This window comes from Coleofasciculus sp. H7-1, assembly GCF_057473865.1.
Genome location: NZ_JBYCCT010000027.1, coordinates 1 through 20,658, shown reverse-complemented (window position 1 = coordinate 20,658; position 20,658 = coordinate 1). Strand labels below are relative to the sequence as shown.

The window sequence follows — 20,658 nt, the reverse complement described above, 5'->3', positions numbered from 1 at the left end:
GTGGTAGGTGGACAAGAAGGGATTTATCCCGCAAAGATGTGTGTGGATTTGCTCCGATGCCTGCTGGCTGCTAGAACATTTACAGAAACAGGGAAACTTGAGCCATTACTTGCTTGGGAAGAAGATAAGTCGTTAGTAGTGGTGTGAAAGTAGCGATCGCATTCCCCAACCACAACATAAATTAAGCGCGATCGCTACTTAGTTTCAGACTAGGGGGTGATTACAGCTTCCTCTTGAACTTGACACAATCGCTACAGAAGCTTGCAGGTCTGGTGGAGCGAAGGGAAGGGGAATGATTATTAAATCTTGGATGGTGATTGGGGGCGTGACTCTTTTAGTGGCGCTGGGGAGTAACATCATTACGCCGAATGATGTCAAGTGGTTCAAGCGCCTGCAACGACCAAGATGGTTAACGTTTGAGCCATTAATTCCAATTATTTGGACAGTCGTTTTTATTTGCGGTGCCTGGTCAGCTTATATTGTCTGGGAAAAAACCAAAAATTGGTGGCTGATGGCGTTCTATCTTTTAGTAGAAATTACGATTGTCGCCTATAACCCAATGATGTTGAGGCTACGCAGCCTTAAAGTTGGCACAATTATTGGCGCAATTGGTTCCGTTTTAGGTCTAATTCTGGCACTAATAGTCTTGCCGATTTCCGGTTGGGCGTCTCTGTTGCTAGTTCCCTATGTGTTGTGGAGTCCGATTGGAACTTATACCACCTGGAAAATGATGCAGCTCAATCCTGAAGACGCTTAGAGACGCGGACGACGCCTCCTAATCGCTTCTTGCTTGTCATCCCCGCTAGCGGGGGATAGAGGGAGGTACGGGGAGAGAGAAATCCTACTTTCCCCGTTAACGAGGGATTTAAGGTGAATGCAGCACCTGTTCGTAACGAGATCCGGCGCTTTCCCAGGTGTATTCTGTTTCGATAAGCGATCGCGCATTTTTCGATAACTGCTCTCTGAGATCGGCATCTTCAAACAGCTTGGCGATCGCGTCCGCATACTCTTCCACCCGGTTAGCCCGTAACGCCCGTAACGGCACGTTTTCCCCATCAACCGCTAATCCTTCCAAACCGCGATCGCTCCCCACCACGGGTACCCCAGCTGCCATTGCCTCCAACGTTTTATTTTTGATCCCAAATCCCGTCCGCATCGGCACCACGCAGACGCAAGACTTGTGCAAATACTCTGCCATTGAAGGCACGCGCCCCGACACACTAATCCCAGGACGCTTCCCTAAATCTACAACTTCCGTTCCCGGACGAGCGCCCACCAGTTCCAGCGTCGCATCTGGATATCGCTTCTGAACCTCCGGGAACACCTCCAAACTGAAAAAGCGCACCGCATCAATATTCGGCGTGTTATCCATCGCCCCAATAAAAATTAATCGGTGTCCCCCCGGATCGGCGGAACGCATGGGAAACTGAGTAAAATCTACCCCATTCGGAATTACTTGAATTTGGGCATTGGGATTAAATTCCTGAATTTGCTGCTTATCTTCCTCCGTCGTCACCACAATTGCCGAAAATTTAGAACAGTAGCGTTGTTCATAGCGGCGCAACAGCGGCAGATTTAGCCGATCTCGCAATGGCTTCTCAGATGTCCCCGTTTCTAGCTGGTTCTTGCACGTCCCGTAGACAGAACTATGGATATTCACCACCGTCCGCAGCGCCGGGGTTTTCCCATCCCTGCGCCGCCACTCAGGGCGCACATAGATTTCATTCACGCAATGTTCGCAAGTAATCGCCTCAAACTTGCCAGCAGCTACTGCTTCATCCACCCACTTCTGAATCTCTGGGGAGTATATAGACAGCACGCTGGGGGGTGTTCCCTCCTGCAAAAACGTACTGAAGCGCCGCAGCTTCCCCAACACTCCTACTTGAGAATTTTCCTGGGGACGAGGAAAAACCACCAACTCGTCCACCCACTCTTGCAGTCCTTCTATTTCTTCGTCCGTAACATCTCCACCGCGCTGCGTAATTAGAGTAATCGCATGGCTAGACTTGAGATACTTGAGTAAATTAAACGTCCTTACTTGCGTTCCCCCCCGTGTTGGCGGATAGGGAAAGGTGGAAGAGAGCATTAAAATCTTCATCGTAGACTGAGCGTTTGGTTAGATTTTACGGAGAGGGATAATATCGATACTATAGGCTTTCGCCTCATACTAGACTTGCCAGAGCGTGTATCTACTGCGTAAAACTAACAAGTAACAACAACTTCAGCTTATGCCCAAAGTTAGCGTTTGCATTCCCACCTACAATCGAGCTAATTTGTTGCCTTACGCAGTGAATAGCGTGCTGGCTCAAACTTATACAGATTTTGAACTAATTATCTGTGACGATGGTTCTACTGATGACACTCCAGTAGTAGTGAGTCAATGGAACGATTCGAGAATTCGCTATATCCGGCATCCGGTTAATATTAAGCGCAGTCGAAATATGCGCTCTGGTTTTGAAGCCGCTTGTGGAACTTATTTTATTAAATTTGACGATGATGATGCGCTAACGCCTGAATTTTTAGAAAAAACGGTAGCTGTTTTAGACGCTAATCCAACAATAGATTTTGTTTGTACAAACCACTGGATTATCGATGCCAGGGGAGAACGCAATGAATCAGCCACTTTAGAAAATTCTGCTAAGTGGGGAAAGGACAAACTTAAAGAGGGAATTATCCCCGATCTAATTACGGAAACCTTCAAAAAACAGAGCTTGCAGGTTGGTTCTACGCTTTTTCGGATGGAGTGTTTGCAGGAAGTCGATTATATGCGTCCGGAAGCAGATGGTTGTGAGGATTTTGATTTACTGGTGAGGTTAGCGATCGCCAGCAAGAATGGATACTTCCTGCCAGAATTTCTCATGGAATATCGAATGCACGGCGGTCAAAATAGTCTAAAACAAAATATTCACTTTTTAAAAGCAAAATCTTTCTGTCTAAATAGTTACGAATTTCCAGATCGGCAATTAGAAAAAACGCGATTAAATAAACTTGCCGGAACTCGACAAGCGCTAGGTTTAAGGCTGATAGAAAATGGCGAAACTTCAGAGGGACGCAAACTCTTGCAAGAATCTAGCCAAGTTTTGGGGAGTTCGCGTCAAGTAACTTTTGGTATAATGCTGTCTTACTTACCTACCAGTTTGCGGCAATTTGCTCTCCAAACCTTCCGTCGAATTCGCCCCAAAGATTACGCCGAGCAAGTTCGAGAAGCGGCTAATTGATGAAGAAGTAAATTGAAGCGATCGCTGTTACCGAAAGCTTTGCGAGTTCCTGCACTTAATGCGTTGTAACCAGTCAAATTATAAGGTTATTAGTTAATGTGGACTTGCATCGGCTTTTTTAATAGCTGCAATGAGTTGCTCTTTTTTCATCTTTGTACGTCCTTCTATATTCCGTTCTTTCGCGATCGCTTTTAACTCCGGAAGTTTCATTTTAGTGTAGTCATATTTTTTAGGCGCAGTCTTATCTTCTTCCGTCTTTACAACTTTTTCTAGCTGATTCAGGATAGGTTCAATTTTTTGAAAAAATTCATCAATATGTTCACTGAGTCTGTTGCTAATCAGTTGAAATTTTCTATCTATCAAACTCTCAATTTCAGGCAATATTTCAAGTTGTATTGCCTTATTTGATGGTTTAACCGTATTTAAAGGCTGTGTGTCAGCAACTTCTTCCTGATTATTAAAAAAACCTTTATTTCTCAGGAGTTTAACCTGCTCTATCAGCACTTTTTCATTTTCAGATTCAATAATGAAAGCTCCGATCATTTCGCCTTTACGAGGATCTATCTCCCTTGCCCTAACAGCGGCGTAGTATTCAAAGTCTCCATCAACTACCTCATAGGATTCCAGACTGGTTCGGCGAATAACTGGGGGATTAATAATACCTTCAGCTTGTAAAATTAACTCAGCAGCCCGATTTAAATCATCTTCTAAAAAAATTGAGCGGGGAACATTAGAATTTATTTTTTTTACGGCTACAAGTGAAGTGGATAATTTCATGGAGTTATTCCTATTTCGCGCAAAACTTCTTTTGCTAGTAACTCAAATTCCTTGGCTGAGAGGGAATCTGGCTTGAAATCAAGAACTGATATTGGATCTGGTATTTCCATATTACCTACAATCTGAACTTTTTCGGTACACTTTGCCAGATCCTCTCTTTCATAAATAACGCTTTCCATTACTTTTAACCCGTAGCGTTTGGGAATCACTTCTAAGCGCCCTGGTAAGGTATATTGCACAAATTTTGAATTTGTAGATATTTTACAAGGAAGAACCCCTAAGATTTCAATGGGTGGCTTATTAAGGAATTTTCGGAACTCATTATTTTTTTTAACAAATTCTTTGACATTTAATAACCCTTGATTAGCAAACGGTTTTAGATCGGAAGGAATAATTAGATAGTCGGCTGTAATTAGGGCAATTCTTGCATAAAGGTTTAAAGATGGTGGTGTATCAATAATTACAACATCGTATTGAGCTTCTACTGCTTTTAGTTTTTGCAGGAGCATTAGTTTACTAGAATCTTGTTGATTTAGATCGGTTTCGTATTGCATTAAACTGATGTGGGAAGGCAATACATCAATTTCAGGGTTAGTATATTGAGATTTTTTAGAAACTTCCTTGATGGGATAAAAGTCTTCTGACTGCAATAAATGACGAACATTGCAATCTTTTAGATCGTCTAGTTCTTCATCATCAAATTTTGCTAAGCCTGCGGCAAAGGTAGTGTTAGCTTGACTATCTAAGTCAACAATAAGGACTTTTTTTCCTTTCTTCCTAATAGCGGCGGCTAGGTTGACTACGGTTGTTGTTTTCCCTACGCCGCCTTTGTTGTGGTAAATTGCAATTATTTTCACAGTATGTTGCCTTTCTTCTTCTAAAATTGCAGTGGATAGGGGTTGAAAATTAATTGAATCAGCTTGTAAGTTTGTTATTTCAATCGAAGGTTTCTCTGCTAAGTTTTGAGAGGAAGTGATTTGGATATTAATTGGATCGGTCTGGATTTTTTTGACTTCAGTTGGATATTCAGGAGGTGTTCCCTTTAAGCTGTCTCTACCAATAAGAGTTTTAACATCGTCTATTTTTGAGTTAAGTTCTCTACCGTAACAGTGAAATACTAGCTGAATGTCATCTTGAACTTTCTTGTAAATTCGGATTTCTTTGCCATTAGTTAGCAATCCATATTCTACATTTAAACTCGTTAAGTAGCGCTTGAGTCTGCCAGTATGTCCATTTAAGTTTTGATTGGGATGCTTTGCTTCCATGACAACGCTTAATGGCGAATTGTCATCTAATACAAATGGAATGACTTGCGCTGCAAATGCCAAGAAGTCTAATCGAATGCTGCCAACGGCAATCTCTTGATGCCAGGTATCGGGAGTGTATCCTAGCTGTGGCAGTAAATATTGAACGATGAGTTTGCTTTCAACTTCACTCTCGTTGCGGCAAAGCTCAGGATTAAAATTCAATTGTGTTCTTCCTCTCCACGGCACTGATTGTAACCTTAAACCTATCCGATTGTCCTCAGAGTGAGGTTTTCGCGTCAGGGTATTGACCGCTTCTTAAGGACGTGCGTTGAGTTCCTTTTAAACTTCAGCTTCTGCTGGGCTGGCACTGGCAAGAGTGAGCTGGATGCGATCGCGTTTTCTTCCCTACTACGCAAACAGCCGCTAAGAACGGCATATTTTATGTGAGTAGGGCTTACTTACGCGCATAAAACCTGGAGCGATCGCATCCTTGAACTAAACAACAAATTAACCGCGCTTCAAGAGAGCAGAGAAGCTATTCTTCAGCTTATCGATCGTTGCTTGAATAGCGTTCGGTATAGATGGCTGAGGAGGAACGGCAACTTGGATTGGCTCATCTGCATATTCAGAACCCTTGAGGCGATAGCCGTATTCCAAATTATTCTGGTTCTTGCGGAGGACAGGAAATAGACGAAAAGCTCCTTGGCGTAAATCTTCCTGGGTGTCGAAGATAGCTTGATTAATCTTACTGGTGCGATTCACCGCCAGGGAACCGACGGGAAACCAGTTTTTTTTACCTTGGATGCGAATGTAGATATTGAATTCTGGTACTCCTTCCCCCTTCATCTTGTCGTACTGCTTGGAAGCTTCGGTGCGTTTGGCGGAGCTATGGCGTGCTTTTTTTGTTTTTTGAACTTTGCCAAATCCACTATTACTTGTCATAGATATTGATTGCTTTTTTGCTTTATTTATAAAAGTTTACATAATTTTCAGAAATCTGGGAGAGTTGATTTAAGCGCAAGTGCTGGGCAAACGCTGTAGGGTAAGAGAAGCGATCACGCTTGCCATCGCTATTCTGGAGAGATTCCGCTTTGATAGGCGATGTACCTGACGAACGGAACACCGCGATCCCAAATCGTCGCAACTCTCATATCGCACTATTGCCTTACGACGACGAATCCAAGATTATTATTAAGGCTGTAACAGTTGACCAGGGATTGAGTGACTGCGATTCGCTTTGTATCTAGCGGGCAGTAGGCTTGAGAGGAGCTAACAAATGGGATATGTCATTGCAACGGTAAACATGAAAGGCGGCGTCGGTAAGACGACTCTCAGCGTCAACTTGGCGACTTGTTTAGCCAAACATCATGGGAAGCGGGTTTTAGTCGTCGATTTAGACACGCAAATCAGTGCTACGCTCAGCCTGATGTCTCCACAGGACTTTGGCAAGAGCCGGAAAGAAAAACGCACGTTGAGACAGCTGGTTTATAAAGCAGTTAAACCCGATAGTCCAACCAATCTTTCAATTCAAGATATTATTCAGCCTTACATTTGCACGATTAAAGGGCTGGATTTATTGCCAGGGGATATCGATCTCTACGATGAATTTTTAGTGTCTGAGATGCTCCATGAAAGAGCGCTAAGAGACGGCGATAGTAATTTTATTCAAGTTTGGAATAACTTTGAAAAGCAATTAGTCAGAGGCATTTTACAGCCGATAATTAAAGATTACGACTTCATTATTCTGGACTGCGCTCCTGGCTACAATCTTTTAACTCGTAGCGGGATTGTCGCCAGTAATTTCTACTTGCTACCAGCTAGACCAGAACCTTTATCCGTTGTAGGAATTCAACTGCTAGAAAGACGGATTAATAAGCTCAAAGAAAGTCATAATTTGGATGGGCCACTCAATCTCCGCCTGATGGGAATTGTCTTTATTATGTCAGGGAATATACTCAGCGGAAGATATTACCAGCAAGTGATGCAGCGAGTCACTGAAGATTTTACCCCAGCCCAAATTTTCAAAACCCGCATTCCAATGGATGTGAATGTCTCTAAGGCAGTTGATAGTTTTATGCCGGTGATTCTCAACAACCCTAATTCATCTGGCTCCAAGGCATTCCTTAAGTTAACTCAAGAATTTTTACAGAAGTTACAGGTTTCTGGTGGTATCTATCAGGCTCCAGAAGCCAAGGTGAACTTAGCCAACCTCGATTGAAGATTCGCCATGAGTTGTTAACGAGTGCCAATGCCTCCCAGGCTGCCACTAGACGTTTCGGCAGCGGACTTTTCTAGTGTTGTTGAGTTTCTTAGCCCTTTGGGTGAGTGCGGCTAGTAGAGGGCTACTGCACCAGTTCCGACGTTGGCGGGCACCCGTCTCTTGTGGGTGCCCCTATCGCGGCTGATATCAAGTCTGGTTGATTACCCCTAATCTTCTGAAACCCGGAACCCCACCCCAAGAGCGGGGACGAAGTTCCCACTGGGGATTAGGGGCATTTGTATGGGTTTCGTGGATGCGATCGCTCGATTCGTTAACACCCACAATAACACCCACAATTACCGCTTAATTTTGTTTCGTAATCTTAATAGTAGTTCTGTCTAAAAATGTGAACTTTGGTTTCATTTACTGGTGCTTCCGGAGATGCCTGCTAAAGTAAAAATATGAAGCTAAAAAGCTTCCCTGACAGATTCTACAGCGCGGTTCACATACGACTTGAGAGGTAAAAACGCTGTTTCATTTAACATCTGTCTCATCCAACAACAGCAGCACTCACCCAGAAGGCTGATATTTCCTAAGCTAGTGACTAGGGAGCTATGCAACTAAACTTTGTAAGTTAGTGCAACTCCGCGTCGAATTGCCCATAAGAGGAAATCACTAAGCAAGTCTGGTTGGAGTGCTGTTGTTGTTTTAAAGATTTAAATTTAATGAATCAGGCATTTCCGAGTGAGTAAGCAATTAAAAAATAATGCGATCGCTGGCAACGAAATGGCTGTAGCGGCAATTTATAAATTTTGCCAGCATTTATAAACTCAGGCGTCATAAACCGTCTCGTCTTCCTTGCGCCACGCCGGATCGACAATGCAGATAAACACCAACGGTTCAGTTCCGCAACTATGAATAAATTGCTTGGCATTCGGCGGAATATACACCGTATCTCCAGGTTCTACCAACTGGGTTTCATCATCAATGTGCATCTCACCAGCACCGCTAAGGATGTAGTAAACCTCGGAAGTTGTTAGCGCGTGCGGTGTCGAAGTTTGTCCCACCGGCAGAATCGCGTGAGCCAAGCTGTAACGCAATTCTACCGGCTGTTTATCCGGATGCAATAACTCTCTCAACTGAGTGGCATCACCGGCAATAAATTCCTCGCAGTCATTGAGCTTTTGAATTAGCATTCTCGATTCAGAGAGTAAAAAAACACCCGGTGCAATTTTAGATTGTGTCTTGATTGAGCGAAAAACCGGGAATTGGACGATAGTCAGAGCAGTTAATTGCTTCTTCAGTCTGGGCAATGCTGGGTTGTACGGTACACTTGAGCCGGTAATCGCCCGTAAAATATCGACAATCAGCACAAGGTATGCTGTGCATTTGCTTGGCTTTGGTAAAACTCTCTGAGATAGCACTAAACAGACTCCAGCCAATCAAAAGGAACGACATCCAGGCACACAAAAAGCATAGAGGCACTAAAACTGGCTGGATTGCATGAACCAGAACGTATAGAAATTGAAACACAGGCTATTTTTTGAGGAGGAGTGAACAAAGCTATTTAAACAAAATTATTTCACTTCCTCAGAATTCGCCATCAAACTTAAGGCTTAGTTGTAACTTTCTGTAAAGCTAGTTTGCTTTGTAAAAGTGGCATTACTTTGTCCCTACATAAATTGATAGATAGACAGCAGTAGAGCAGAAAGTTAAAATACAACATCATACCAAGAAAATAATTATCTTGATTGAGGGGTCTTACACCCTTTTGTGGTGTGAGGGGTTGTGAATCTACTGAGCCGACGGACAAGAAAGATCGCTGGCAACCGGAACGGCAAGCGAAACGCTGGAAAGCAAAACGTTCTGTAGCCGGGAAAGGTGAAGCATTTATACGTAGAATCGAGAGATCGCTCCAGGTTTTATGCGCGATCGCTTCGCCAATATAGCTGCTGCCACGCTGTTACAGTACGCACCCATGCTTATCCCTTCATCTAGGAACGACAGCACCACCTTCCCATTAGAACTCGCCCTCTGTAGGTCAAAGCTGGAGACGAGCGACCAGGCGGCGCGATATGTGGCTGGGAAACACGCCCTCATTTCCTATGGCGTTTCCACCAAGAGCAAAAGCTATGACTTAGGCTCTCAAGGCGCATCGCTCATGCCTTTGCGAGAGCGAGACGTGACAGCACTCTCCTTGCTATTTGAACGGGATGACAGCGAGGAAATTGAAGCAGATATTAACCACACTCTCATTTGGCTGTGGCCTGAACCTTGCTGGGATGACGAAGACCCCTTTGATTTTTTGCGCGATTATCTTCACAAATAGCCGTTAATTGTGAGTCATTAGCCCTTAGTCATGAATACGTTGCCAAGGACTAATGACTCATGACAAATGACTGACTGCTAAAAGGGGATGTCGTCGATATCTCCTTGAGCCGGTGGGGTGGAACGGCTGCCCGTTCGGGTGGCGACGCGATTGGGCGGTGTTTCCTCTGTTGGCAAGCCTCCAGACATTCCCCCATCGCTGTCATCAGCGGGTGCGGCTGACGGGCGACGCGACCCCATTGGAACGACATTGCTAGGAGGAGTCAATTCGGCTGCCGGAGTGTCAAAATCTGTATCAATTGCCACTTTGTGAATCCGAGAAGCCGTCAACTCGGCGCGTTTTTCTTTAAAACCTTCTTGCCGGTCAATGGTGTTCATCGTCAGGCGACCTTCAAGGACAACGCGATCGCCCTTCTTGAAACTCCCCTGAATTTCTTGCGCTAAATTGCCCCAGCCGACTACCTTCAACGTTGCCGGGGGGTCTTCCGCCCGCAGTCCAGGAAACTGTACCATCATCTCCGTAACCGCCGTTTGGGTATCCGGCGTGTAACGAAGTTGCGGTTCCCTAATAATCTCCGCCATTAAAATGCAGCTGTTCATAACTCCAAGATCCTCGCGCTGAACCGAGCGGCCTCATTCATAATAGAACAAATGTACCAGAGAAGGCCCAAAAGTGGGTATGGTAACAGGTAATCGGTTATTTGTGATTAGTGATTCGTCATCAGTGAATAACCAAGGACGAATCACTAATCACTCATTACCGATGGGAGCATCCCAATGCATGCGCCCACATCCTGAATGATAGGGCGATCGCGTGCAAAGGCTGCTGGGAGGCTGCGAAGAATTTTAGCCTGCTCCCGGCAGCCTTTGCAGTTTATGTAGTCCCACGTTTCAAGAAAGTGCGGGCGTGTATTTGCAATTTCACGGGATGCTCCCATTACCGATTACCTAACACCCTACACCAATTGCAATTTAACTTCTTCCACACCTTCCTCTTGGTCAACAAACGCTTGAACGCGACCGCGATACTCCCGTAAGGTTTCATCAACCCAATCCCGGTCATTACTATTAGCAAAGATATGCACCAGCGGCTCACCAGCATCGGGCAACACTAGCACCCAGCTGTCATCCTGGTAGTTGCAAATCTTCACTCCATCCACTAATTCCAGATGTTCGGCTGGATGGGTTTCTACTAAATGGCGCATCAAGGCTCCTTTTGCCGTCCAGGGACAGCGCACCGTGTAACTCTTGTGGTAAACGCGGGGAAGATCGGCGCGAATTGCCGCCAGATTTCGCTCTTGCATCGTCAGCATCTCCATCATCTTGGCAATGCAGAACATGGCATCAAACCCCGGATGCAGCTGTGGGAAAATAAAGCCCATTTCCCCACTGCCACCCAACACCACATTCGGATTTGTCTGAGACGCCTCCATCAACGCTGTGGGATTTGCCTTAGTGCGAATCACCTTGGCATCGTGGCGACGGGCAATCTGTTCTACAGCACTGCTGCTATGCACCGGCACCACCACCGTTCCTCTGGGATGAGCAGTCAGAATCATGTTAACCATCAGCGCCGTCAACATTTCACCGCGAATCGGCGTACCCGATTCATCCACCAAAATTAACTGTTCTCCGTTCGCTGATACCTGGACGCCAAAATTAGCTTTTAGCGCTTCTACCACATGACCCAGCTGATTGAGCAACGCTTCTCGTTCTGCCGCAGCCAGTCCCGTTTGATTCAAGCTGGCATTCAGTACCACAGCATCGCAGCCAAATTTTGCCAACAGTTGCGGCAGGATGGCTCCAGAAACTGCATAAACGTAGTCAATGACTACCTTCGAGCCTGAGTTGCGAATTGCCTCTGTATTTAGATGCTTCTCAAACGCCGTGCTGTAAACATCTAGCACCTGGCTGGGGTAGGCAACATTTCCAGTTTCTTGAATCTGGACTCGCCGCAAGTCTTCCTTAAAATAAGCCCCCTCAATTTTTTTCTCTTGGGATTTCGAGATATTGATGCCCTTGCGATCGAAAAATTCGATCAAAATGTGGTCGGGTCGATCTGGATGCACCCGCACGTGGATACCCCCCGCCACTGAGAAAGTAGGAATGACGGTGCGGGAAATTGGGATTGCAGTTGCCTCCAGGTTTTGGACGTGGATGCCCACCGACATCAAACCAGCAATCAAAGCGCGGCTGACCATGCGGGAAATATTCCGCTGGTCGCGGGAGATGGTGATCTGGGAACCGGGCTTTAATGTGGAACCGTAAGCTGCACCCAGTTTGACGGCAAATTCTGGAGTGATGTCGATATTCGCTAATCCACTTACACCGCGTTGCCCAAACAAATTGCGATGAGCCGTTTGACCCCAAATCAAGTTAATGTTTAATATCGCGCCCGATTCAATTTGTTTGCTAGGCCAAACACGCACTTGGGGCGAGACTTGCGCTTCTTCCCCGACGGTAGAGAGCGAACCCACGACGGCTCCTTCCAAAACGTGCGATCGCCTATCGACTCTGGTGCCTCGACCAATCACGCAAGCCCGCAGATGCGCTTCCTCGCCAATAATCGCTCCATTCCAAACAATCGGACGCTTCAAGTTTGCGTCAGCTCCAATCGTCACATTGTCGCCAATTGAGGTTCCTGGCTCGATATGCACTCGTGCCCCAATCCGGCAGTTATTACCGATCAGCGCTGGCGCTTCAATTATCGCTGATGGGTCGATATGAGTGTTCTGACCTATCCACAGTCCGGGTGACACTTGCTCGTAAGCAAAGTCTAATTTAACTTTTTGATGTAAACCATCATATTGAGCCTCTCGGTAAGCATCTAAATGACCTACATCACACCAATACCCTTGGGCAATGTAGCCGTACATCGGTTCATCTTTTTCCAGTAGCAATGGGAATAAGTCTTTCGAGAAGTCAGATTCTTGATTGCTGGGGAGGTATTGCAGGACTTCTGGTTCCAGAATGTAGGTGCCAGTGTTGACAGTATCCGAGAAAATTTCGCTAGAAGAAGGCTTTTCTAAAAACCGACGAATTCTGTGTTTTTCATCTGTAATTACTACGCCAAATTCAATCGGATTGGGAACCTGGGTTAAAATTATGGTTGCTTTTGACTTCTGTTTTTTGTGAAATTCAATTGCCTGTGTTAAATCAAAATCAGTAACGCTGTCGCCGCTAATGACTAAAAAGGTTTCATCTAGTAACTCAGCAATGTTTTTGACGCAACCAGCCGTACCCAAAGGCTGGTCTTCTTCAATCGCATAGGTTATCTGCACTCCAAAGTCGCTGCCGTCTTGGAAGTAGTCTCGCATGACATCAGGGAGATAGTGCAGAGTGGCAATAATCTCGGTAATCTGATGCCGCTTGAGCAGGTTGATAATGTGTTCCGCAATGGGCCGGTTCAGGATGGGAACCATCGGTTTGGGAAGATCGCAGGTCAGCGGTCTCAGCCGCGTTCCCGAACCGCCAGCCATCAGCACTGCTCGCATAAGTCCTCCTGATTTTTTGTCATGGTACGGGCGTTGCCTTGATGATTTGAGTGACCCAAGTCTTGTCTTTTAGTCTCCTATAACCTTGAAATTTAAGGTATCCCTCATAAGATTAGAGTGCAGCCTTCACTCTGGGCAAATCCTTTGAGGCTTTCATTCTAAAGCGAATCCTAAATTTAGCGGCGACTTCCGAATTATCTCGTTGATTGCTGGTATCTGCTGGCTCCTCGGTCTAGAAAATCGCTTTTGTTACATCTTGAGGGTGCAGCTACAACTCAACCTCGGATAGGTTAGAACTGAATCAATGCTACTTTGCCGTGTAGCCGGAATCAATTGCGTAGTCTAGCTTACACTTGAGAGATGAGGCAGGATGTTCTAATCTTCTGGGAATCCGAGAGAGCGGATGTCTCAAACAGTGTTGGCAAGATTCACAGTTGCGGGTGGCGACAAAAATAGAGTCAGTTTTAATGGGGGTTTTTTGAATGGGTACGTTATTAGGCTTATTATTGCTAGGGGCTTATGGCTACGGCGGCTGGAGGTTCTGGAAGGGGTTTCGCCGGACGAATTTCAGCCAAGGTCGGCTGGTTCTGGCTCTCTTATGGCCTGCTTTGGCAATTGGCAATAAATCCTATCGTCAGAACTTTAGAAAAGCACTCAAGGGGTAGGGGAAGGCTCAAGGATGAGGGATGAATCAGAAACAATGAATCCTTCATCCTTTGAGCAATGCCTGTGGCTGATTGGGGGCACTCAGGAGAGTGCCGAGTTAGCAAAAGCGATCGCTCACTTCCATCTACCCTGCATTGTTACTGTCACGACAGAAGCCGCTAGAACGCTGTATCCATCGATACTATCCTTGCAAGTTTGGGTGGGCTATCTGGATGCAGCGCAGCTGGATCGGTTTTTAAAAGAGCAAGGAATTGTGGCGATTTTGGATGCGTCTCATCCCTATGCGGCGGAGATTTCCAAGATAGCGATCGCAACTGCACAAAAGCAACAAATTCCCTATCTCCGTTACGAGCGTCCCGTTATTGATGCGAAACTGAATCAGCAGTCGGTAATTGAGCTAGATAGCTTTGATGCACTTTTAGCCGGAGACTACCTGCAAGAGCAACGGGTACTACTGACAATCGGTTATCGAAGCTTGTCCCTGTTCCGTCCTTGGCAAGAAAAGTCTACTTTATTTGCCCGAATTCTTCCCTCGCTGACGGCGCTAGAAGCAGCTTTACAAGCAGGGTTTACACCCGATCGATTGATGGCGATTCGTCCTCCCATCTCGACTGAATTGGAAACGGCGCTGTGGCGTCAGTGGGACATTTCCCTTGTGGTTACGAAAGCATCGGGAACTGCTGGGGGAGAAGATATCAAGCGCAGAGTTGCCGCAGAGTTAGGCATTCCTTTAGTTGTGATTACTCGTCCAGAAGTTGCGTATCCACAGCAAACCAGCGACTTGAAAACAGCGCTGGCGTTTTGCCGGGGTCATCTTTCGTCGAGTTTAGTCCAGCACAATCCTACCGAGCGTGAATCAAGCGACAATTAAAGAATGCTAGAACTCCACTGTCACACTACATACTCAGACGGCACCCTCACACCAAGCGAACTCGTTAACGCGGCGATGAGTGCCGGAGTCCGCGCCCTCGCCATCACCGATCACGATACGATGAATGGCTGGGATGAGGCTTTTGTTGCTGCCAAACTGCATAACCTGGAAATTGTCCCCGGACTGGAACTCAGTACCGTTCACAACAACTGTTCCTTACATATTTTGGGCTTTTACCCAGATGCACAAAAGCTGCGGGAACCTTTAAGCGATCGCCTAGAAGGACGGAAACGGCGATCGCAACAAATGGTTGCTAAACTGGCAGAATTAGGCTACCCAATAAAGTTACCTGAATTAGGTGAAGGCATGGCACCAGGGCGTCCTCATATTGCTACTGCCCTTGTGAAAGCCGGTTATTTTCAGTCGTCGCGGGAAGCTTTCGATCGCCTGCTGGGTGATGATAAACCAGCTTATGTGCATTACGAGAAATTCTCGATTGTGGAAGGGATTGCCATGTTACGTTCTTGCGGTGCCGTGCCAGTGTGGGCGCATCCCTACCTGTTCCGAGGCGGTGATGTTAAGGAAGTGCTGAAGGAATTGGTTGCCGCTGGGTTAATGGGCGTTGAGGTTTATCATCCCAACCACAGCGCCAAAGAAATCGAAAATCTCAAAAAGTTGTGCGCTGAATATGGCTTGCTGATGACAGGCGGCAGCGATTATCATGGCCCCAGTCCCGATCCGAAAACTCCAGATCGCAGCACGCTGAATATGCTTCACGTACCTTTAGATTTGCTTGAACCCATCAAACAGGCAGCTGCAAGTTTACGTTAATTTCTAATCGCTAATGTCACACTAAACAATTAGCGATTACCCATTACCTATTACCAATTACCAATGGCAAGTGCCATCCTGCAAAACTTTCTCAATGATTTGCATCTCAAGTACAAGTCAATGCATGAAGGTGTATTGGCAAACTATATTCCGGAACTTGCCAAGGCAAACCCGGATTGGTTCGGGATATGCATTGTCACTGTGGATGGTCAAGTTTATGAAATCGGCGATTGCGAACAGTTGTTCACCCTTCAGTCGATTTCCAAGGCATTTATATACGGAATGGCGCTGGAAGATCATGGGCGCGATTATGTCTTAAAGAGGGTGGGAGTGGAACCCACCGGCGATGCTTTTAACTCAATTATTAAGCTGGATGAATACTCAAAGCGACCGTATAACCCAATGGTAAATGCGGGAGCGATCGCTACCACCAGTTTAATTAAAGGAGTGGGACCAACCGAGCGCTTAAACCGGATGCTGGATATGTTTGGGCGCTACGTTGGACACAACCTCTTTATTGATATGTCCGTGTTCATGTCAGAGCGAACTACCGGACATCGCAACCGAGCAATGGCGCATCTGATGCTCAATTTTGGCATGATCGACGCGAAAATTGACGAGGCACTGGATTTGTATTTCCAGCAGTGTTCTTTGATGGTGAATTGCCGTGATTTGGCAGTAATGGCAGCGACTCTCGCGAACAACGGCATGAACCCCATTACTCAAGAGCGTGCGGTTGATTCCCGTTATATCAGAGATATCTTGACTGTCATGTACACTTGCGGGATGTATGACTTTGCGGGAGAGTGGGCGTATAAAGTGGGTCTTCCCGCTAAAAGTGGCGTATCGGGCGGACTGATTGTGGTTGTGCCACAGCAAATGGGCATTGCGATTTTTTCACCCCCGCTAGACTCTCACGGCAGCAGCGTTAGGGGAATTAAGGTGTCTGAGGAACTGTCAGAGCAGTTTGGGTTACATTTATTCGATTTGCAGACAGATAGATCCCGTTTGCTGGATACTTTGTGCAACAAGCTAGCAACTTAATCTGAATGGCACTGACGCTAGAAGCCTGAAAATAAATTTCACAGCGAGAAGCTATGTCAAGCTAAAGCTGACTGGGTGAGCTATAGCGGTTCGCAGTCCAATACAGACCTAACCCCCAACCTCCTTCTGACTTGTGTGTACACGGTAGCCTGGTAGGGGAGATTGATTCAAATGAGAACTGCTATAGGTTGAGCTACTTTAACCACGATAACCACGCAGACCAACTTTGCACAAGGAGAGCGAATTCGGCATAACCAGCGGCACCGGGGTGAGCGCCGTCATTCGCTGCTGCCTCACTTATCCAGACAGATGACGCCTGCAAAGGAGTAAAAACATCTAAGTAGGGCACATTGCGATCGCGGCACAAACCAGCTAACTGCTCAGACAAACAAGCTATCCTAAAATTTTGCTCAATATCTGCAACGGGTGGTGATGCCACCATCAAGACTGGAAACCTCTGTCTCGCAGCTTCGAGAATTGCCCGACAATTTTCTAGGGAATCCGACAACTCCACACGAGTCTTCCCGTTTTCCAGGGTGGTGTCATTCGCACCAAACGAAAAGACAATTCTGCCATCATATTCTTCGGGCAAGCGACAAGCAACCTCACCCAGCCAACGGGATCTAATATCCGCGCTGGTTTCCCGCCGTACTCCAAGATTGTAATAAGTAATGTCATAACCTTGCTTTCTCGCCGTTGCACAAATTCTTCCTGTCCAACCGAGGCACTCTGGATCGCCAGTTCCGTTTACGAAGGAGTCACCAATAAAGCAAATTCGCATTTTGCATGAAATCTATTTTTTACAGGATGCTCTGGCGATCGCGTGAATTGCTATCAAGAAAATTTTCGGTTGGGAAACCCGCGCAGATCCAAAAAGCGCGATCGCTTTCTCTTTTTGCCCCTACACCAACATCAGCCATGCAGAATTGTAATTGTCTTTGATTATTTAGCAAATCACAACTCCTATTTTCAGACAGCCGAAGCATCTTTGCCTCTAGGATAACTTCACCGGATTGAGCGATCGCTCTTACATTTTTTCATAACAATCCTATTTCTTCTTTAATATTTTGTCTAGCTTGTTGTTCTAAAGCAAAAAACATTTTTTCAGTAAAATATATTGTTTCTCGCTCTAAAAAGCTCTGCAATACTTGTTTCCTACCTGTTCGATATTTTTCATCTGAGAGCCATAAATATTCTTTTCTAATTAATTGAGCATATACTCTGTATTTAGAAGCCGATGCTCCTAATATAGAAAGGTCTGCATCTAGAAAAACTTTGCTGTCAATACTATCTATATTTTGGTGATATTTTGTTTTTATGATTAAGGAATATACAGCCTCTATGGTTGATGAGGGAATGTGTAGTGCTTCCAAGATGTTTACTGCATATTCTGCACTTTTTTCCTCATTATCGTTAGCTTTAGGGTTATAAATTGCATCGTGAAACCAAACCGCGAATTCAATCGCTGCATAGTTTTGGGATAGCGATCGCAGATTGTTAATTGTTGCTAAAACTTGTTCTATATGCTCCAGGGTATGATAAAATCTACCAGCACTGGAGTAAGCCTTGAATAAGTCAAGCAACACTTTCTGTCCAATCTCTTGCTCAACCTGAAACGGTTGTAGTAAAGACTCCCATCTAGATTGCAAAGTAAAGCATCTTTCTGGCTCTAGATTGTAGCGCGATCGCATATTTTCCCAAATTTATCAGCGCATCATTTGCTCTTTGTCAATGAATTAAAATACATCAACTGACTCAAACTGCTTTTGAGATTGAGCGTGTGCTGCTTCGCCACAGGTGCGGGGAGTGGGAAATATTTTGCCTGGATTAGCTAAACCTTTGGGATTAAATACTTGGCGCACCCATTGCATTGTTTCTAAATCGGTTTCGGTAAACATTTGCGGCATATAGCATTTTTTATCCGCACCAATCCCGTGTTCCCCAGAAAGGCTTCCGCCTACTTCTACGCAAATTTTGAGAATTTCTCCGCCTAATTCTTCCACCTGTTCCAACGCCCCAGGAATCGAATTATCATAAAGAATAAGTGGGTGAAGATTGCCGTCTCCAGCATGGAAGACGTTAGCAATGCGATAGCCGTACTTTTGACTCAAAGCTTCAATTTCTTGCAGTACAAATCGCATTTTAGTACGGGGAATTACCCCATCTTGCACATAATAATCGGGGCTGAGTTTGCCTGCTGCTGCGAAGGCTGCTTTACGTCCTTTCCACAGTTTTAGACGCTTTTCTGGCTCGTTTGCTGTGGTGATGCTGCGCGCTCCATTTGTGGTGCAAATTTTGGCAATACGGTGTTTATTTGCTGCCACTTCTACTTCTAATCCGTCTATTTCTACTAACAAGATAGCAGCAGCATCTCTGGGATAACAACCTGTTGCTACAACATCTTCGACAGCGTTGATGCTGATATTATCCATAATTTCCATACCACCCGGAATTATCCCAGCGCTGATAATATCAGATACAGCGGCTCCAGCATCTTCGATACTGGTAAAATCTGCTAAAAGAACGCAAATTGATTCTGGGGTTTTAAGAATTCTCAAAGTAATTTCTGTAGCGATACCTAACGTGCCTTCGGAACCAACAAATAAACCCGTTAGGTCATAACCAGGCATTTCGGGAATTTGTCCTCCCACGTCTACAATAGAGCCATCGGGCAGAACCAGTTTTAAACCTAAAACGTGGTTGGTGGTGACGCCATATTTGAGACAATGGACGCCTCCAGAGTTTTCTGCAACATTACCGCCAATCGAGCAGACAATCTGACTGGAAGGGTCAGGTGCGTAGTAAAATCCGGCACCGCTAACGGCTTGTGTCACCCAGTTGTTAATCACTCCAGGCTGCACGACAACCCGCTGATTTTCTAAGTCGATGCTTAGGATTTTTCGCATCAATGCGGTAACAATTAGCACGCAATCTTCTACAGGCAAGGCTCCACCAGAAAGTCCAGTGCCAGCGCCGCGTGCAACCCAAGGAATTTGATTTTGGTCGCATATCTTCACTGCCGCTGCTACTTCTTCTGTGGTGCGCGGCAGCACGACGAGGGCAGGTTTTTGTCGGTAACTAGTTAAACCATCGCACTCATAGGTTATTAACTCCTCACGACGCTGCACGACGCCGTTTTTCCCGATAACTGCCTCAAATTGTTTGATGATGGGTTGCCAGTTGCGTTGTTGTTTGTCTTGGGTAATCATCGGTAACTCTATGTCTGCGTAAGTCCTTTTTGAACAATCTGTTTGTAAAAATCTTCAAGAGCTGCTACACAACTTTTGTCATCATAAAGATAGTCATGGTGAGCCTTGATTCTTTCTGCAACGTCGCGCCGCCAAACTGGGTCTAAACCCAACTTTACACCAATCTCGATATATTCTGCTTCAGTTTGAGCAATTGTGTCTGTCACTCCTAGCATTCTGAGGAAGCTATAAGAGTGAAGACCTCGCATAAATTCGCCAGGATAGGTAACGATAGGTAAATTGCAAGCGATCGCTTCTAGCGCTGTATTACCACCAGACCAGCTTATCGTATCAAGAAAAATATCTGAAAGTAAATTGAGCGTTAGATAATCTGGGCGAGTAGGAACCTTAAGGAATACGCAATAGTCTTCGCTATGCAGACCAACTACTTCAAAAGCACGCGAGAGACGTTTCCGCAGTAAATCACCTCGAAGAAATACAAATTGAGCTTTAGGAACACGCTGTGCTATTTCTGCAAAAATAAAATCATATTGCGGCAAATATTTGAAAGGTGCTTGGCAACACAAATAAATAACTGAATCATCTCGTAACTGAAAATCTGAGCGATTTTTTGCCAAGACAGGAATATCTTGTGGTTTGGGATAAGCCCAGGGCTATTTCATTCTAAAGATTGACTTCAAGTGGTTCAAGCTGAACCCACAACGACGCTGAGCTTGAGCCATGTTGTCAAAGCCTAAATCACGATACAGGTTGAGAGCTAGATTGCGGGCGAC

The 20,658-nt window shown here is 45.5% G+C and carries 22 protein-coding genes and 1 pseudogene; 9 read left to right on the top strand and 14 right to left on the bottom strand.

Annotated features, from left to right (window positions below; translation table 11 throughout):
• Nucleotides 1-295: 295 nt before the first annotated feature.
• Nucleotides 296-757: a TspO/MBR family protein gene (locus AC2VDX_RS07885; protein ID WP_378175101.1), complete on the top strand. Its 462-nt coding sequence runs from the start codon at nucleotides 296-298 to the stop codon at nucleotides 755-757.
• Between the two features lie 108 nt (nucleotides 758-865).
• Here the strand turns inward: AC2VDX_RS07885 and AC2VDX_RS07880 are convergent, their stop codons facing one another.
• Nucleotides 866-2,098: a glycosyltransferase family 4 protein gene (locus AC2VDX_RS07880; protein ID WP_378175036.1), complete on the bottom strand. Its 1,233-nt coding sequence runs from the start codon at nucleotides 2,096-2,098 to the stop codon at nucleotides 866-868.
• A 130-nt stretch (nucleotides 2,099-2,228) separates the two neighbouring features.
• On the opposite strand from AC2VDX_RS07880, the gene AC2VDX_RS07875 reads away from it, so the two are divergent.
• Entirely contained in the window at nucleotides 2,229-3,218 is a 990-nt protein-coding gene (locus tag AC2VDX_RS07875) for a glycosyltransferase family 2 protein (RefSeq protein WP_378175039.1), read from the top strand.
• 93 nt (nucleotides 3,219-3,311) lie between these two features.
• On the opposite strand, the gene AC2VDX_RS07870 is transcribed toward AC2VDX_RS07875, so the two are convergent.
• The 3 genes from AC2VDX_RS07870 to AC2VDX_RS07860 form a co-directional block, all read right to left on the bottom strand.
• On the bottom strand, nucleotides 3,312-3,995 hold the full coding sequence (locus AC2VDX_RS07870; RefSeq protein ID WP_378175041.1) for a Rho termination factor N-terminal domain-containing protein: 684 nt from the start codon (nucleotides 3,993-3,995) through the stop codon (nucleotides 3,312-3,314).
• Nucleotides 3,992-5,464 (bottom strand): AAA family ATPase, encoded by a 1,473-nt coding sequence (locus tag AC2VDX_RS07865; protein WP_378175045.1) that lies wholly within the window; start codon nucleotides 5,462-5,464, stop codon nucleotides 3,992-3,994. Before AC2VDX_RS07865 ends, AC2VDX_RS07870 begins: the two co-directional genes overlap by 4 nt.
• Before the next feature lie 285 nt (nucleotides 5,465-5,749).
• Entirely contained in the window at nucleotides 5,750-6,184 is a 435-nt protein-coding gene (locus tag AC2VDX_RS07860; RefSeq protein ID WP_378175048.1) for an HHL1-like protein, read from the bottom strand.
• A 334-nt stretch (nucleotides 6,185-6,518) separates the two neighbouring features.
• On the opposite strand from AC2VDX_RS07860, the gene AC2VDX_RS07855 reads away from it, so the two are divergent.
• Nucleotides 6,519-7,460, top strand: coding sequence for a ParA family protein (locus AC2VDX_RS07855; RefSeq protein ID WP_378175051.1), 942 nt, complete (start codon nucleotides 6,519-6,521; stop codon nucleotides 7,458-7,460).
• Nucleotides 7,461-7,649: 189 nt separating this feature from the next.
• Here the strand turns inward: AC2VDX_RS07855 and AC2VDX_RS07850 are convergent, their stop codons facing one another.
• The 3 genes from AC2VDX_RS07850 to AC2VDX_RS07840 all read right to left on the bottom strand — a co-directional run bounded on the left by AC2VDX_RS07850 (nucleotide 7,650) and on the right by AC2VDX_RS07840 (nucleotide 8,975).
• Complete coding sequence (locus tag AC2VDX_RS07850) at nucleotides 7,650-7,796, bottom strand: hypothetical protein (protein WP_378175054.1); 147 nt, start codon at nucleotides 7,794-7,796, stop codon at nucleotides 7,650-7,652.
• A 476-nt stretch (nucleotides 7,797-8,272) separates the two neighbouring features.
• Nucleotides 8,273-8,638 (bottom strand): cupin domain-containing protein, encoded by a 366-nt coding sequence (locus tag AC2VDX_RS07845; protein ID WP_378175057.1) that lies wholly within the window; start codon nucleotides 8,636-8,638, stop codon nucleotides 8,273-8,275.
• Nucleotides 8,639-8,675: 37 nt separating this feature from the next.
• Complete coding sequence (locus tag AC2VDX_RS07840) at nucleotides 8,676-8,975, bottom strand: hypothetical protein (RefSeq protein ID WP_378175060.1); 300 nt, start codon at nucleotides 8,973-8,975, stop codon at nucleotides 8,676-8,678.
• A 245-nt stretch (nucleotides 8,976-9,220) separates the two neighbouring features.
• Between AC2VDX_RS07840 and AC2VDX_RS07835 the strand changes: the two genes are divergently transcribed.
• Together AC2VDX_RS07835 and AC2VDX_RS07830 are read left to right on the top strand one after the other, a co-directional pair.
• On the top strand, nucleotides 9,221-9,391 hold the full coding sequence (locus AC2VDX_RS07835) for a hypothetical protein (protein ID WP_378175063.1): 171 nt from the start codon (nucleotides 9,221-9,223) through the stop codon (nucleotides 9,389-9,391).
• Nucleotides 9,367-9,771, top strand: coding sequence for a hypothetical protein (locus AC2VDX_RS07830; RefSeq protein ID WP_378175066.1), 405 nt, complete (start codon nucleotides 9,367-9,369; stop codon nucleotides 9,769-9,771). The genes AC2VDX_RS07835 and AC2VDX_RS07830 overlap by 25 nt, the downstream gene beginning before the upstream one ends.
• 77 nt (nucleotides 9,772-9,848) lie before the next feature.
• Here AC2VDX_RS07830 and AC2VDX_RS07825 read toward each other — a convergent pair whose 3' ends face one another.
• Both AC2VDX_RS07825 and AC2VDX_RS07820 read right to left on the bottom strand, forming a co-directional pair.
• Nucleotides 9,849-10,370, bottom strand: coding sequence for a single-stranded DNA-binding protein (locus AC2VDX_RS07825; RefSeq protein WP_378175069.1), 522 nt, complete (start codon nucleotides 10,368-10,370; stop codon nucleotides 9,849-9,851).
• Between the two features lie 356 nt (nucleotides 10,371-10,726).
• Nucleotides 10,727-13,264, bottom strand: a complete 2,538-nt coding sequence (locus AC2VDX_RS07820) for a sugar phosphate nucleotidyltransferase (RefSeq protein ID WP_378175072.1) — start codon at nucleotides 13,262-13,264, stop codon at nucleotides 10,727-10,729.
• 482 nt (nucleotides 13,265-13,746) lie between these two features.
• Here AC2VDX_RS07820 and AC2VDX_RS07815 point away from each other — a divergent pair, with 482 nt between their 5' ends.
• The 4 genes from AC2VDX_RS07815 to glsA all read left to right on the top strand — a co-directional run bounded on the left by AC2VDX_RS07815 (nucleotide 13,747) and on the right by glsA (nucleotide 16,676).
• Nucleotides 13,747-13,929 (top strand): hypothetical protein, encoded by a 183-nt coding sequence (locus tag AC2VDX_RS07815; RefSeq protein ID WP_378175075.1) that lies wholly within the window; start codon nucleotides 13,747-13,749, stop codon nucleotides 13,927-13,929.
• Between the two features lie 14 nt (nucleotides 13,930-13,943).
• Nucleotides 13,944-14,801: a cobalt-precorrin-6A reductase gene (locus AC2VDX_RS07810; protein WP_486928134.1), complete on the top strand. Its 858-nt coding sequence runs from the start codon at nucleotides 13,944-13,946 to the stop codon at nucleotides 14,799-14,801.
• Between the two features lie 3 nt (nucleotides 14,802-14,804).
• Nucleotides 14,805-15,632, top strand: coding sequence for a PHP domain-containing protein (locus AC2VDX_RS07805; RefSeq protein ID WP_378175081.1), 828 nt, complete (start codon nucleotides 14,805-14,807; stop codon nucleotides 15,630-15,632).
• 63 nt (nucleotides 15,633-15,695) lie between these two features.
• A complete protein-coding gene (glsA, locus tag AC2VDX_RS07800) occupies nucleotides 15,696-16,676 on the top strand; it encodes a glutaminase A (protein WP_378175084.1) in 981 nt (326 codons plus the stop codon).
• 193 nt (nucleotides 16,677-16,869) lie between these two features.
• Here the strand turns inward: glsA and AC2VDX_RS07795 are convergent, their stop codons facing one another.
• The 5 genes and pseudogenes from AC2VDX_RS07795 to AC2VDX_RS07775 form a co-directional block, all read right to left on the bottom strand.
• Nucleotides 16,870-17,457 (bottom strand): GDSL-type esterase/lipase family protein, encoded by a 588-nt coding sequence (locus AC2VDX_RS07795; protein ID WP_378175087.1) that lies wholly within the window; start codon nucleotides 17,455-17,457, stop codon nucleotides 16,870-16,872.
• 19 nt (nucleotides 17,458-17,476) lie between these two features.
• The gene (locus AC2VDX_RS07790; protein WP_378175089.1) at nucleotides 17,477-17,662 is read right to left on the bottom strand and encodes a hypothetical protein; all 186 of its coding nucleotides are present in this window, start codon (nucleotides 17,660-17,662) and stop codon (nucleotides 17,477-17,479) included.
• 51 nt (nucleotides 17,663-17,713) lie between these two features.
• Entirely contained in the window at nucleotides 17,714-18,367 is a 654-nt protein-coding gene (locus AC2VDX_RS07785; protein ID WP_378175092.1) for an HD domain-containing protein, read from the bottom strand.
• Between the two features lie 45 nt (nucleotides 18,368-18,412).
• Complete coding sequence (gene glcD / locus AC2VDX_RS07780) at nucleotides 18,413-19,885, bottom strand: glycolate oxidase subunit GlcD (protein ID WP_378175095.1); 1,473 nt, start codon at nucleotides 19,883-19,885, stop codon at nucleotides 18,413-18,415.
• Between the two features lie 8 nt (nucleotides 19,886-19,893).
• Nucleotides 19,894-20,532 (bottom strand): annotated as a pseudogene (locus AC2VDX_RS07775) (O-linked N-acetylglucosamine transferase family protein); the annotation flags it as partial.
• Between the last annotated feature and the right edge of the window lie 126 nt (nucleotides 20,533-20,658).

What these genes read in the sequence shown, in the direction of transcription:
- AC2VDX_RS07880 (WP_378175036.1), bottom strand. Translation starts at nt 2,098, where the DNA reads ATGAAGATTTTAATGCTCTCTTCCACCTTTCCCTATCCGCCAACACGG.
- AC2VDX_RS07875 (WP_378175039.1), top strand. Translation starts at nt 2,229, where the DNA reads ATGCCCAAAGTTAGCGTTTGCATTCCCACCTACAATCGAGCTAATTTG.
- AC2VDX_RS07870 (WP_378175041.1), bottom strand. Translation starts at nt 3,995, where the DNA reads ATGAAATTATCCACTTCACTTGTAGCCGTAAAAAAAATAAATTCTAAT.
- AC2VDX_RS07860 (WP_378175048.1), bottom strand. Translation starts at nt 6,184, where the DNA reads ATGACAAGTAATAGTGGATTTGGCAAAGTTCAAAAAACAAAAAAAGCA.
- AC2VDX_RS07855 (WP_378175051.1), top strand. Translation starts at nt 6,519, where the DNA reads ATGGGATATGTCATTGCAACGGTAAACATGAAAGGCGGCGTCGGTAAG.
- AC2VDX_RS07845 (WP_378175057.1), bottom strand. Translation starts at nt 8,638, where the DNA reads ATGCTAATTCAAAAGCTCAATGACTGCGAGGAATTTATTGCCGGTGAT.
- AC2VDX_RS07830 (WP_378175066.1), top strand. Translation starts at nt 9,367, where the DNA reads ATGCGCGATCGCTTCGCCAATATAGCTGCTGCCACGCTGTTACAGTAC.
- AC2VDX_RS07825 (WP_378175069.1), bottom strand. Translation starts at nt 10,370, where the DNA reads ATGAACAGCTGCATTTTAATGGCGGAGATTATTAGGGAACCGCAACTT.
- AC2VDX_RS07820 (WP_378175072.1), bottom strand. Translation starts at nt 13,264, where the DNA reads ATGCGAGCAGTGCTGATGGCTGGCGGTTCGGGAACGCGGCTGAGACCG.
- AC2VDX_RS07815 (WP_378175075.1), top strand. Translation starts at nt 13,747, where the DNA reads ATGGGTACGTTATTAGGCTTATTATTGCTAGGGGCTTATGGCTACGGC.
- AC2VDX_RS07810 (WP_486928134.1), top strand. Translation starts at nt 13,944, where the DNA reads ATGAGGGATGAATCAGAAACAATGAATCCTTCATCCTTTGAGCAATGC.
- AC2VDX_RS07805 (WP_378175081.1), top strand. Translation starts at nt 14,805, where the DNA reads ATGCTAGAACTCCACTGTCACACTACATACTCAGACGGCACCCTCACA.
- glsA (WP_378175084.1), top strand. Translation starts at nt 15,696, where the DNA reads ATGGCAAGTGCCATCCTGCAAAACTTTCTCAATGATTTGCATCTCAAG.
- AC2VDX_RS07795 (WP_378175087.1), bottom strand. Translation starts at nt 17,457, where the DNA reads ATGCGAATTTGCTTTATTGGTGACTCCTTCGTAAACGGAACTGGCGAT.
- AC2VDX_RS07790 (WP_378175089.1), bottom strand. Translation starts at nt 17,662, where the DNA reads ATGCTTCGGCTGTCTGAAAATAGGAGTTGTGATTTGCTAAATAATCAA.
- AC2VDX_RS07785 (WP_378175092.1), bottom strand. Translation starts at nt 18,367, where the DNA reads ATGCGATCGCGCTACAATCTAGAGCCAGAAAGATGCTTTACTTTGCAA.
- glcD (WP_378175095.1), bottom strand. Translation starts at nt 19,885, where the DNA reads ATGATTACCCAAGACAAACAACAACGCAACTGGCAACCCATCATCAAA.